Source organism: Allobosea sp. AK1 (assembly GCF_006714945.1).
Taxonomy (GTDB): Bacteria; Pseudomonadota; Alphaproteobacteria; order Rhizobiales; family Beijerinckiaceae; genus Allobosea; species Allobosea robiniae.
Map to the genome: position 1 here is coordinate 2,942,501 of NZ_VFMG01000001.1, position 12,168 is coordinate 2,954,668.

Consider the following 12,168-nt stretch of genomic DNA (forward strand, 5'->3'; position numbering starts at 1 on the left):
AGTCAGGTCCCGCAGAACGTCGCCAGCACACGCTCATGGGCGGCGGGCGGCAGCGCGTAGTGCTCGCGGCCGGGCTGCCTGTCATAGGGCCTGGACAGTACGGCATGGAGCTCTTCGAACGGCGCGAAATCCTGCCGCTCGACAGCGGCCTCGATCACGGCTTCGACCCGATGATTGCGGGGGATGAAGAGCGGATTGACGCGGCGCATCGCATGCTGCCGAACCTCGTCCGGCCTGTCTTCCTTCGACAGGCGCTCGCGCCAGCGGCCTTCCCAGCCGTCGAAGGCGGCCGGGTTGCCGAACAGGTCGCGGCAGGCGCGCCCGTCCTCCAGCGGGGAGGCATCCTCGCTCAGCCGGCGAAACACCAGGGTGAAATCCGCCTGCCCAAGCTGCATCGTCTCGAGCAGCGACCGGATGAGCGCGATATCCTCGGGGTCTTCGCTGGCGAGACCGAGCTTCCGGCGGAAGCCGGCGACCATGTCCGCTTGAATCTGCCGATCGAAATCGTCGAGCGCATCCTGTGCGAGCGCCACGGCCTTGTCCTGCTCATCGGCGAGGAGCGGAAGCAGCGCCTCGGCGAGACGCGTCAGGTTCCAGCGTGCGATCGGAGGTTGGTTGGCATAGGCATAGCGCCCCTGCTCGTCGATCGAGCTGAAGACGGTCGCCGGATCGTAGGCATCCATGAAGGCGCAGGGGCCGTAATCGATGGTTTCGCCGGCCACCGACATGTTGTCCGTATTCATCACGCCATGGATGAAGCCGATCAGCATCCAGCGGGCGACAAGTCCGGCCTGGGCGGCGATGATGGCCTTCAGCAGCGCGAGATATGGGTCCTCGCGGCCCGACAGATCGGGATAGTGTCGCGCGATGACGTGGTCCGCGAGCAGGCGCAACGCCTCGATGTCGCCGCGCGCCGCGAAATATTGAAAGGTGCCGATCCTGATATGGCTGGAGGCGACGCGGGTCAGGATGGCGCCCGGCAGAAGTGTCTCCCGCCGCACGGTTTCGCCGGTCATGACCGCCGCGAGCGCCCGGGTCGTGGGCACGTCCAGGGCGGCCATGGCTTCGCTGAGGATATACTCGCGCAACACCGGCCCCAGCGCGGCACGGCCGTCTCCCCGGCGCGAGAACGGGGTCTGTCCTGCGCCCTTGAGCTGGATGTCGCGGCGCCGGCCGTGGCGATCCACGATCTCCCCGAGCAGGATGGCGCGCCCGTCGCCGAGTTGGGGGCTGAAACCGCCGAACTGGTGCCCTGCATAGGCTGTCGCGATCGGATGCGCCCCGTCGATCAGGCTGTTGCCTGCCAGCATCGCGAGGCCCGCAGGGCTTTTCAGCCAGTCCGGATCGAGGCCGAGTTCGGACGCCAGCGGCGCGTTCAGGCGAATGAGCCGGGGCTTTGCCACGGCGGTCGGATTCACCGCCGCGTAGAAGCGCTCGGGCAGGCGGGCATAGGAGTTGTCGAACTGAACCGTCATCCATCGTAGATATGGGCGATCAGCCAGCGCGCAACAACACCGCGATCGTTGCGGCGGGTGCGGTTTGAATGAGGCTCCCGACAAGGTCTGCGTCATGGCGCCGGCCTGTGTGTCCGTTGCCACCGTGGCATGCGCGATTGACAACGGAAACCAGGATATTTCAAACTTAAAATATCGAGATCGCTGAGGGGCGACGTCATGCGGGTCATCATTGTCGGCGGCGGTATCGGCGGATTGACGCTGGCCTTGATGCTTCATGCCCGCGGCGTTGGCGCGACCGTCTACGAGCAGTCCAGCGAGATCCGCGAGGTCGGCGTCGGGATCAACACCTTACCGCATGCCATTCGCGAGCTCGCCGATCTCGGCTTGCTGCCCGCGCTCGACGAGGCCGGCATCCGCACGCGTGAACTGCACTACATGAACCGCTTCGGGCAGACGGTCTGGAGCGAGCCGCGGGGCCTGCATGCGGGCGCGCCGGTGCCGCAATTCTCGATCCATCGCGGCCGGCTCCAGTGCGTCATTCGCGATGCGGTGGTCGAGCGGCTGGGCGAGGATGCGATCCGGACCGGCCGCCGGCTGCAAGGCTTCATCCAGGATGAAGGCGGCGTTACCGCGCATTTCAGCGATACGCGCTTCGGCGAGGCCGGCGAGACCGCGCGCGGCGACATCCTGGTCGGGGCCGACGGCATCCATTCCGCCGTTCGCGGGCACTACTTCCCGAACCAGGGGCCGCCGCGCTGGCAGGGCGTGCAGATGTGGCGCGGCGCCTGCGACTGGCCCGTCTTCCTCGATGGCGAGAGCATGATCATCGCCGGCGGCATGGCCGGAAAGCTGGTGCTCTATCCGATCGGCAAGGGCGCGACGCCGCAGACGCGCCTGACCAACTGGGTCGTCAATATCCGCACAGGCGATCCTGAAAAGCCGCCGCCGAAGGAGGCCTGGTCGAAGCCCGGCCGCCTTGAAGACGTGCTGCCCTTCGCGCGGCGCTTCAGCGTGCCCGAGGTCGATATCCTCGCGATGGTCCGGGCGACCTCGACCTTCTGGGAGTACCCGATGTGCGACCGCGACCCGCTGCCGCGCTGGACCCATGGCCGCGTCACGCTGCTCGGGGATGCGGCACATCCGATGTACCCGGTCGGCTCCAACGGCGCCTCGCAAGCGGTGCTCGACGCGCGCTGCCTCGCCGACTGGCTGGCGAAGGCCGAGCATCCGCGCCAGGCGCTGGCGGCCTATGAAGCCGAGCGCCTGCCGGCGACGGCGGAGGTCGTGGCGATGAACCGGGTCGGCGGGCCGGAGCGGGTGATCGACGCGGTGGAGGCTCTGGCGCCGCAAGGCTTCGAGCATATCGATCAGGTCCTCGACCACACTGCACGCGAACAGATCGTCAAGGGCTATGCCGGCAAGGCCGGTTTCTCGGCCGAGCAGCTGGCGCGGAAGAAGGGTTAGGCGTCATGGTCGGGCTTGACCCGACCATCTCTGAAACCAGAGCCTTCTCGTCTTGAGATTCTCGGGTCGGAGCTTTGCTTCGCCCGAGAATGACGCGCGCCGTGCGCGTCCGTCCTCACCCCGCGTCGGGCGGAGGTGGCAGGAAGTCGACCTCGTGCTTGGCCGCGAGTGCGACGACATCGGCCGGCTTCTGCTCGGCCATCGAATGCAGGCCCCAGAACAGATCGTAGAGCCGTGCCGTCGGCGAAACCCAGAACAGGCACTTCACCGTTGCGTCGCTCTTGTTGAACAGGCCGTGCGGGATGTTGCGGGGCAGGCGGATCAGGTCGCCGGCGGTGGCGAAGCTCTCCTTGCCGTCGAGCAGGAGGTCGAGCCGTCCCTCCAGCATGTAGATGAACTCCTCCTGCGTCGTGTGGATATGCGGCGGCACGAAGGTTCCGGGCGGCAAGGTCGCGTGCCAGGAGAAGCTCTCCTCGGTCAGGGTCTTCGGCACATAGGTCTGGCCGAGGATGCTCCAGGAGATGCCCTCGAGGCCTTCATTGGCGCGCGTCACGCCGGCTGTCAGCGGGTTCATGGGTCTTGGCTCTCCTCATCTGCCGGCATGCAGGCCGGAGGGTTGTTGGCAGGATCTGCTAGAAGTGCAGGAAGCGGTCCTTCACGGCGCTGTCGCTGCGCAGTTCGGCGCTGGAGCCGCGCCAGACGACGCGGCCCTTCTCCAGCACGATATGGCGATCGGCGATCCGAACGAGAGCATCGACATTCTTGTCGATGACGAGGATCGACTCGCCCTCCGCCTTCAGGGCCGTCAGACAGTTCCAGATTTCCTCGCGGATCAGGGGGGCAAGCCCCTCGGTCGCCTCGTCGAGGATGATCAGCTTCGGATTGGTCATCAGCGCCCGGCCGATCGCCAGCATCTGCTGCTCGCCACCGGAAAGCTGGTTGCCGCGGTTCTCACGCCGCTCCCTGAGACGCGGGAAGAAGGCGTAGATCCGTTCGAGGTCCCAGCGCTTCTTGCCGGAGCGATCGGCCGCGGTCGCGATCAGGTTCTCCTCGACCGAGAGTGTCGGGAAGATCTGGCGGCCTTCCGGTACCAGCCCGATCCCGGCCTGCGCGATGCGGAAGGGCGCGGCGCCGGTCAGGTCGCGACCGCCGAAGGCGATGCGCCCGGCCTTTGCCGGCAGCAGACCCATGATCGCGCGCACCGTCGTGGTCTTGCCCATGCCGTTGCGGCCGAGCAGCGTCACGACCTCGCCTTCGCCGACGGCAAGATCGACCCCGAACAGGATCTGCGCCTCGCCATAGCCGGCATCGAGCCCTTCGACGCTGAGCATCGCTAGCCCTCCTCGCCGAGATAGGCCTGCCGCACGGCCGGGTCGGCCCGGACCGCTGCCGGCGCGCCTGAGGCGATGACGCCACCATAGACCAGCACGGTGACGCGGTCGGCCAGCGCGAAGACGGCGCTCATATCGTGCTCGACCAGCAGCATGGCGAAGCGGCCCTTGAGGCTGTTCAGGAGCCCGATCAGGCGCTCGCCCTCCTCATGGCCGACGCCGGCGAGAGGTTCGTCGAGCAGGATGAGCTTGGGCTGAAGCGTCAGCGCCATTGCGATCTCCAGCGCGCGCTTTTCGCCATGCGAGAGGCTGCCGGCCGGGGCATGCGCTCGCTCCGCCAGCCCGACCGCTTCGAGCGCTTCCCAGGCGGGGGTGTTGAGCGCCTCGTCGCTGGCAGCGTCGCGGAAGAGCGAGAGCGGATGGGCGCTGTGCGCCTGCACACCGAGGGCGACATTCTCAAGCGCCGAGAGCGAGGGGATGGTCGAGGTGATCTGGAAAGTGCGAGCAAGGCCCGCTCGTGCCCGCGCCTGCGGCGACAGGCGGGTGATGTCCTGCCCGCCGAACAGGATCGCGCCGGCATCCGGCTTCAGCGTCCCGGAGATCTGATGGACCAGCGTGGTCTTGCCGGCGCCGTTGGGGCCGATCAGCGCGTGCAACTCGCCCGGCGCGATGGTGAGGTCGACCCCGTTGGTGACCTTGAGCGCGCCGAACGATTTGGCGAGTCCTTTCAGGGCCAGTGCCGGCTCAGCCATCGCGGCGCCCCCTGAGCTTCGCGACGAGGCCGGCGATGCCGCCATGGGTGAACAGCACGAAGAGCACGATCAACGGCCCGAAGATGGCCTTCCAGTTATGCGTCAGCGACGAGAGCACGTCCTCGGTGACGAGGAAGGCAAGCGCGCCGAGGATCGCACCATAGAGCGAGCCGACGCCGCCGAGCACGACCATGAAGATCAGCTCCCCCGAGCGCGGCCAGGACATATAGGCGGGGCTGACGAAATCGGTCTGGTTGGCGAGCAGGAAGCCGGCGAGCCCCGCCATCATGCCGCTGATCACATAGGCGCCGAGCCGGACATGGTTGACGTCGTAGCCGGTGATGGTGACGCGCACGGCATTTTCACGAGCCGCCCGCAGCACCCGGCCGAAGCGCGAGGCGACGAGCCGCCGCGACAGTCCGTAGCAGAAGGCCAGCGTGCCGAGCGCGATGTAATAGAAGCCGGTGCGGTTGCCGAAGATCTCGTGCCCGAGCAGCGTGCTCTTCTCGTAGAGGGTCAGGCCGTCATCGCCGCCATAGGCCGAGAGCGCCTGGGCGAAATAGAAGGCCATCTGCCCGAAGGCGAGCGTGATCATGATGAAGGCGACGCCGCGCGTGCGCAGCGAGACATAGCCGGTGACAGTCGCGAAGACGGCGCAGGCGAGCAGGATGACCGGCAGCGCCACGAGAAGCTCGGTCTGGCCTTCGGTGATCAGGATGCCCGCGCCATAGGCGCCGATGCCGACGAAGGCGGCGTGGCCGAAGGAGATCAGCCCGCCGATCCCGAGGACGAGGTCGAGCGACAGCGCCGCGATCGCGAAGATCATCGCCCGTGTCACCAGCGTCAGCCAGTGTCCGGGCAGACCGAGGGCCGAGCCGAGCGGCAAGAGGGCGAGCAGGGCGAAGATGACGAGCGGCGCGAGCCGGCGCACCATCGGCGTCGGCGGTCGCGCTGCCGCAACGTCGGAATTCGCGGGGGTGCTCGCCATGCTCACGAACGCCCCTTGGCCGGGAGCAGGCCTTCGGGCCGGACGAACAGCACCGCCGCCATGACGAGGTAGATCAGCATCGAGGAGAGCGCGGCCCCGGTCGCGCGGGCCGAAGCAGGCGCCATGAACAGCCGGAGCAGGTCGTTCATCGAGGAGCGGCCGAGCGTGTCGACGAGGCCGACGATCAGCGCGCCCACGAAGGCGCCGCGGATCGAGCCGATGCCGCCGACGACGATGACGACGAAGGCGAGGATCAGGACGGTATCGCCCATGCCGGGCTCGACCGAGAGGATCGGCGCGGCCATCGCCCCGGCGAAGCCGGCGAGCATGGTGCCGAAGGCGAAGACGATCATGAACAGCTTGCGGATGTCGACGCCGAGCGCCGAGACCATCGGCGCGTTCGACGCGCCGGCCCTGAGCAGCATGCCGGTGCGGGTCTTCTCGACCACGAACCAGAGCAGCGCGCCGACACCGAGGCCGGCCCCGATCAGCGCGAAGCGGTAGACGGGGTAGAGAATGCCGTCCATCAATCGGACATTGCCGGAGAGGAATTCCGGCACCGGCACCGAAAGCGGCGCGGCGCCCCAGATCATCTTCACCGCCTGGTTGAGCAGCAGGATCAGTCCGAAGGTGGCGAGCACCTGGTCGAGATGGTCGCGCTCATAGAGATGCCGGAAGACCAGGAATTCGAGGGCGAGCCCCAGCAGGAGCGCGGCCGCAAGCGCGAGTATGAGGCCCAGCAGGAAGGAGCCGGTCAGGCTGACGAAGGTGACGGCGAGATAGGCGCCCAGCATGTACTGGACGCCATGGGCCAGGTTGATGAAGTCCATGACACCGAAGACCAGCGTCAGCCCGGCCGCGACCAGGAACAGCAGGACGCCGAACTGGAGTCCATTCAGGAGCTGGACGATCAGGAGGCTGAGGGTCATTGCGCGGTCCTAGGTCAGGGCCGGTCACAGAACGTCATGCTCGGGTTTGACCCGAGCATCTCGTGACGAAGAAATCCCCGGGTCGAAGCTTCGCTTCGCCCGAGGATGACGCTTCGCGTCACTTCAGCGCGCAATCCTTGGCGTGCGGATCGGCGTAGTCCGAAAACACCTTCTGCGCGATCTCGGTCTGGAACTTGCCGTCGGCGCGCTTGGCCACCTTGACGAGGTAGAAGTCCTGGATCGGGTAGCCGTTGGTGTTGAACTTGAACTTGCCGCGCAGCGAGGTGAAGTCGGCCTTCTTGATGGCGTCGCGCAGCTTGTCGGGGTTGCCGGTGCCGCCCGCCGCCTTCACGGCGGAGTCGATCAGCATGGCCGCGTCGTAGGACTGCTGGGCGTAGGAGCCGGGCACGATCTTGTAGGCCGCCTCATAGGCTTTGACGAAATCCTTCGTCTGCGGGTTGTCCATGTTGGGCGCCCAGGTCATGCCGCCATAGAGGCCGACCGCGGCGTCCTGCTGGGCCGGCAGGGTCGATTCATCGACCGTGAAGGCGGAGAGGAACGGAATCTTGCCCTGCAGGCCGGCCTGCGACCACTGCTTGACGAAATTGACGCCGAGGCCGCCGGGCAGGAAGGCGAAGACGACATCCGGCTTGGACGAGGCGATCTTGGCGAGGTCGGCCGAGAAATCCATCGCGTTCAGCGGCGCATAGACCTCGTCGACGATCTCGCCCTTGAAGTAGCGCTTGAAGCCGGCGAGCGAGTCCTTACCGGCCTGGTAGTTCGGCGCGATGATATAGGCCTTCTTGTAGTTCTGGTCCTGCGCGTATTTGCCGAGGACCTCGTGCACCTGGTCGTTCTGATAGGAGGTGACGAAGAAGTTCTTGTTGCAGGCCTTGCCGGCCATGGTCGAGGGGCCGGCATTCGGGCTGATCAGGAAGGCGCCGGAATCGAGCACGGGCTTGGCGATCGCGCCGAGGATGTTGGAGAAGACCGGGCCGACGACGAAGGCCGGCTTTTCGCTCTCGACGAACGAGCGCACCCGCTCGACCGCGACATCGGGCTTCAGCTCGTCATCGATCACGGTGATCTTGACCGGCACGCCGCCGAGCTTGCCGCCATTCTTGTCGACCGCGAGCTGGAAGCCGTCGCGGACCTGCTGGCCGAGCGAGGCGGCCGGACCGGTCAGGACGCTGACCACGCCGATCTTGATCGGCTCCTGCGCCTGGGCCGAAGCGATGGATAGCGCCAGCGCGCCGCAACCAAGTGCCAGACCGAACCTGAGTGTCGTCATCGATGTCCTCCCGGACGAAGTTGAGCGCGGCCCCGTTCCCTTGGATTTCTGTGGCGCGCGCAGGCCATAATGTTTCAAGCTTAAAATATCTGCAAGTCGCAGTTTACGGAAATTTCGCGAGGTCTCCAAGGCGGATGGTGCGGCTTTGCACGCCAGCCGCCCGCAGCGCCGGCGCGGCTTCCCGGAATTCGCGGTGTGCTGTTCAATGACGGCGCCATGACGGATATCGAAAGTCGGTTGCCATGATCCTGGTCTGTGGGGAAGCGCTGGTCGACCTGTTCGCCGGAGCGGGCGAGGGCAGCGAGATGCCGGCGCGGATCGTGGCCGGCGGCTCGCCCTTCAATGTCGCGATCGGCCTGGCCCGGCTCGGTATCGAGGCTTCCTTTCTCGGCGGCGTCTCGCGCGACGGCTTCGGCACCCTGCTTGCCGATCTTCTCGCGCGGGAAGGCGTCGATAGCCGCCATCTGGTCCGGACCGAGCGGCTCACCACCATTTCGGTCGTGGCGACCGGCAAGGACGGCCATCCCAGCTATTCCTTCCATGGCGAAGGGGCGGCCGACCGCTCGCTCACCCCTGCCGACCTGCCGCAGGCGCTGCCGGACGCGGTCCAGGCGCTGACCTTCGGCTCCTACACGATGGCGGTCGAGCCTGTCGGATCGGCCTTCGCGGCGTTGGCCGAGCGGGAACGCGGCCGGCGCGTCATCAGCGTCGACCCCAATCTGCGCCCCACCGTGATCGGCGACATGTCCGGCTGGCATCGGGCGGCAGAGCGCTTCTATCGGACGGCGACGGTGATCAAGGCGAGCGACGAGGATATCCGCATCGCCTGGGACGGGCAGCTCGGCATGGCCGAGGCTGCTGCCTATTGGCTCGGTCTCGGCGCACGGCTCGTTGTCGTCACGCAGGGCGGGCAGGGCGCCACGGCCTACTCCGCGGCCGGGCAGGTTTCCGTGCCGGGCCACGAGGTTGCCGTGCAGGACACCGTCGGTGCGGGCGATACCTTCCACGCCGCGCTGCTCGCGCGGCTTTCGCAGACCGGTCGGCTCAGCCCCGAGGCGATCGCGGTGCTCGACCGCGAGGCCCTGGCCGGTCTCCTCGCCTATGCCGCCGCGGCTGCGGCGATCACGGTCACGCGTCGCGGCGCTGACCTCCCGACTGCCGCGGAAGTCGAGGCCATCGGGATTCGGTCGCGCTAGGAAAGGCCGGCTTCGCCGCGCTCTCAAGGGCGGCGCAGTTTTATCAGATTCAGGCTTCGCGGCGTGCCGGCTCGCGCCGTAGCGCCAGGGCGACGCCGCCGATGGTCAGCACGATCGCGATCAGTTCCCGCGCGCCGAGCGTTTCGCCGAGCAGGGGGACGGCGGTCAGCGTTCCCACCACCGGCACGATCAGCATGCTGGTCGCGGCGACCGCGGTTGGCAGCCGCTTGAGCGCGCCGAACCAGGTGAGGTAGCAGAGCGCCATCGGGCCGACGGCCATGTAGACCAGCCCCAGTGCTCCCTGCGTGGAAAGCGACGTGATCTGCGGCTGCTCCAGCGCAAGCCCCAGGATCACCATCGGCAGGCAGCCGAGGGCGACCTGCCAGGCGGCAACAGCCGGGCCAGGCATGGCGAGGGGTTTCCGCGCCTTGACCGTGCCGAGTGCGAACAGCACCGCCGCCGCAAAGGCGAACAGCACGCCGGGAAGCTTGGCCGCCGAGAAGTCGGGCCCGCCCATCAGAACGACCATGCCGGTGATGCTCAGGCCCAGCGCCACCAGGCTGCGCCGCGTCGGACGCGCTCCGAGCAAGGGCCAGGCGAGCATCATCGCCCAGATCGGCATGGAATAGGCGATCAAGGCGCCCTCGGAGACCTTGAGCCAGTTCAGCGCCAGCGCGGTGAAGCCCATCCAGGCGAAGACGTTGATCGACGCCGCGACCAGGAGAGGCGCACGGGCGCCCTTTGGTACGGCAAGGCTATCGCCGCGAGCCATTGCCAGCAGCGCGAGGCAGAGTGCCCCCAGCAGGCCGGCTGTGCCTCGCGCGAACAGCGGCGGCCAGTCATGCAGGACGAATTTCAGCACGGTCCAGTTGAGGCCCCAGCCGAAGGCCGTCACGAGCAGCAGGGCTTTGCCGACCGTCTGGCTGGCCGGCACGGAGGCGGAGCCTGTCACGGTCATGGCACGGCGCCTTACGAGCGGTGCCCAGCCTTCAGCGCCTGGTCGAGATCGGCATAGAGGTCATCGACATCCTCGATGCCGGTCGAGAGGCGCAGGAGGTCGGTGGGGCAGGGCGAGCCCGCGCCCTCGATCGAGGCGCGGTGCTCGATCAGGCTCTCGACGCCGCCGAGCGAGGTCGCCCGCTTGTACAGTTCGACATGGGCCGCTGTGCCGATCGCCGCCGCCTCGCCGCCGGTGACCTGCACCGAGAGCATGAAGCCGAAGCCGTTCTCCATCTGCCGCGCCGCGATGTCATGGCCGGGATGCTGTGGCAGGCCGGGATAGAGTACGCGCGCGACTAGCGGATGGGCCGAGAGACGCTGCGCCAGCGCCATCGCGGACGCGGCCTGGCGCTCCTGCCGGACGTGCAGGGTGCGCATGCCGCGCATCAGGAGATAGGCCTCGAACGGGCCGAGAATGCCGCCCTGACCCTTGCGGACCGTCTTGACCCGATTCCAGAATTCGTCGTCCTCGCGGGCGCAGAGCGCGCCGGCGACGACGTCGGAATGGCCGTTCAGCACCTTGGTCGCCGCATGCATGACGATATCGGCGCCGAGCGTCAGCGGGCGGGTGTGGACCGGCGAGGCGCAGGTCGAGTCGACGGCGAGCTTGGCACCGGCCGCATGGGCGATCTCAGCCGCGCCGGCGATGTCCGTGATGGTCCAGAGCGGGTTCGAAGGCGTCTCGATCCAGACGAGCTTGGTCGCGCCCGGCTTCACCGCGGCCTTCAGCGCGGCGAGGTCGTCGGTCTCGACGAAATCGACCTTGATGCCCCAGCGTGTCGCCTCGTTGAGCAGCCAGGCGCGCAGCGCCCAGTACATCACCTTGGAGGCGACGACATGGTCGCCGGGCGAGAGCACCTGGAATACGGCGGTCGCCGCAGCCATGCCCGAGCCGAACAGCAGCGCGCCGGCCTTGGCCTCCTCCAGCATGGCGAGCACGGCCTGCGCCTCATGCACTGTCTCGTTATCGGGCCGGCCATAGATGAAGCCGGTCGAGTAGCCGTTATCCTCGTCGCGGATATAGGTCGTCGAGACATGGATCGGCGGCACGACGCCCTTGGTGGTCGGGTCGATCTTGCCCATGGCCTGCGCGGCAAGGCTTCTCTTGGTCCACTTCGTCGCAGTCATGATCCGTTTTCCGGTTTCGTCGCCGCCGATAGGGTCGGCATATGGATCAGATCATGCAGTCAGGCGCTTGGCGATAATCGCCTATTTTTGCTATCCGATAGCAAATTTCGCCGATCATGAAGGTTTCGATGGCCAAAACAGTCGATCTCGACTCGTTCGATTACGCCCTCCTGAAAGAGATGCAGGCCGATAACCAGACGCCGGCGCGCGTGCTGGCCGAGCGTGTGGGCTTGTCCCAGAGCGCGGTCCTGCGGCGCTTGAGGCGCCTGCGGGCGGAAAAGGTCATCACCGCGGATGTCTCGATCGTCAGCCCGGAGATCATGGGCGTGCCGGTGACGGTGCATGTCACCGTCTCGATCATCCAGGGTTCGCGCACCTATGGCGATTTCGCCCGCAAGCTCCAGGCACGGCCCGAGGTGAAGCACGCCTCCTATGTGACGGGCGATGCCGATTTCGTGCTGCATCTGCAGGTCGAGAGCATGGCCGCCTACGCCGCCTTCACGCGGGAGGTCTTCCATGACGATCCCAATGTCGCGGAATACCACAGCTATATCGCGATGCGCGAAGTCGTCGGGCGGGGCGCGCTATAGCGCCCTGCACTGGGCGATGTGGACGCAGCACCCGGCTGTGGCT

General features: G+C 67.1%; 12 protein-coding genes. 3 read left to right on the plus strand and 9 right to left on the minus strand.

Annotated elements, in window-relative coordinates; genetic code table 11:
* Positions 1 to 2: 2 nt before the first annotated feature.
* The gene (locus tag FHT98_RS14495; protein ID WP_142114454.1) at positions 3 to 1,475 is read right to left on the minus strand and encodes a protein adenylyltransferase SelO; all 1,473 of its coding nucleotides are present in this window, start codon (positions 1,473 to 1,475) and stop codon (positions 3 to 5) included.
* Between the two features lie 198 nt (positions 1,476 to 1,673).
* Here FHT98_RS14495 and FHT98_RS14500 point away from each other — a divergent pair, with 198 nt between their 5' ends.
* Positions 1,674 to 2,921, plus strand: a complete 1,248-nt coding sequence (locus tag FHT98_RS14500) for a flavin-dependent oxidoreductase (protein WP_142114455.1) — start codon at positions 1,674 to 1,676, stop codon at positions 2,919 to 2,921.
* Positions 2,922 to 3,036: 115 nt separating this feature from the next.
* On the opposite strand, the gene FHT98_RS14505 is transcribed toward FHT98_RS14500, so the two are convergent.
* From FHT98_RS14505 to FHT98_RS14530, 6 genes are all read right to left on the minus strand, one after another.
* Entirely contained in the window at positions 3,037 to 3,495 is a 459-nt protein-coding gene (locus FHT98_RS14505; protein ID WP_061966591.1) for a cupin domain-containing protein, read from the minus strand.
* A gap of 58 nt (positions 3,496 to 3,553) precedes the next feature.
* Positions 3,554 to 4,252: an ABC transporter ATP-binding protein gene (locus FHT98_RS14510; RefSeq protein WP_091862726.1), complete on the minus strand. Its 699-nt coding sequence runs from the start codon at positions 4,250 to 4,252 to the stop codon at positions 3,554 to 3,556.
* 2 nt (positions 4,253 to 4,254) lie between these two features.
* Positions 4,255 to 5,004 carry an ABC transporter ATP-binding protein gene (locus FHT98_RS14515; RefSeq protein WP_142114456.1) on the minus strand — a complete coding sequence of 250 codons (750 nt, stop codon included), beginning with the start codon at positions 5,002 to 5,004 and terminating at the stop codon, positions 4,255 to 4,257.
* Complete coding sequence (locus FHT98_RS14520; RefSeq protein ID WP_248309226.1) at positions 4,997 to 5,992, minus strand: branched-chain amino acid ABC transporter permease; 996 nt, start codon at positions 5,990 to 5,992, stop codon at positions 4,997 to 4,999. The genes FHT98_RS14515 and FHT98_RS14520 overlap by 8 nt, the downstream gene beginning before the upstream one ends.
* A gap of 2 nt (positions 5,993 to 5,994) precedes the next feature.
* On the minus strand, positions 5,995 to 6,921 hold the full coding sequence (locus tag FHT98_RS14525; protein ID WP_061966587.1) for a branched-chain amino acid ABC transporter permease: 927 nt from the start codon (positions 6,919 to 6,921) through the stop codon (positions 5,995 to 5,997).
* Positions 6,922 to 7,039: 118 nt separating this feature from the next.
* Positions 7,040 to 8,212, minus strand: coding sequence for an ABC transporter substrate-binding protein (locus tag FHT98_RS14530; RefSeq protein ID WP_142114457.1), 1,173 nt, complete (start codon positions 8,210 to 8,212; stop codon positions 7,040 to 7,042).
* A 242-nt stretch (positions 8,213 to 8,454) separates the two neighbouring features.
* Here FHT98_RS14530 and FHT98_RS14535 point away from each other — a divergent pair, with 242 nt between their 5' ends.
* Positions 8,455 to 9,408: a carbohydrate kinase family protein gene (locus tag FHT98_RS14535; RefSeq protein ID WP_142114458.1), complete on the plus strand. Its 954-nt coding sequence runs from the start codon at positions 8,455 to 8,457 to the stop codon at positions 9,406 to 9,408.
* Between the two features lie 49 nt (positions 9,409 to 9,457).
* Here FHT98_RS14535 and FHT98_RS14540 read toward each other — a convergent pair whose 3' ends face one another.
* Positions 9,458 to 10,366, minus strand: a complete 909-nt coding sequence (locus tag FHT98_RS14540; RefSeq protein ID WP_142114459.1) for a DMT family transporter — start codon at positions 10,364 to 10,366, stop codon at positions 9,458 to 9,460.
* Between the two features lie 11 nt (positions 10,367 to 10,377).
* Entirely contained in the window at positions 10,378 to 11,535 is a 1,158-nt protein-coding gene (locus tag FHT98_RS14545; RefSeq protein WP_142114460.1) for a trans-sulfuration enzyme family protein, read from the minus strand.
* A gap of 128 nt (positions 11,536 to 11,663) precedes the next feature.
* On the opposite strand from FHT98_RS14545, the gene FHT98_RS14550 reads away from it, so the two are divergent.
* Complete coding sequence (locus FHT98_RS14550; RefSeq protein WP_091862748.1) at positions 11,664 to 12,125, plus strand: Lrp/AsnC family transcriptional regulator; 462 nt, start codon at positions 11,664 to 11,666, stop codon at positions 12,123 to 12,125.
* The last annotated feature ends 43 nt before the right edge of the window (positions 12,126 to 12,168 follow it).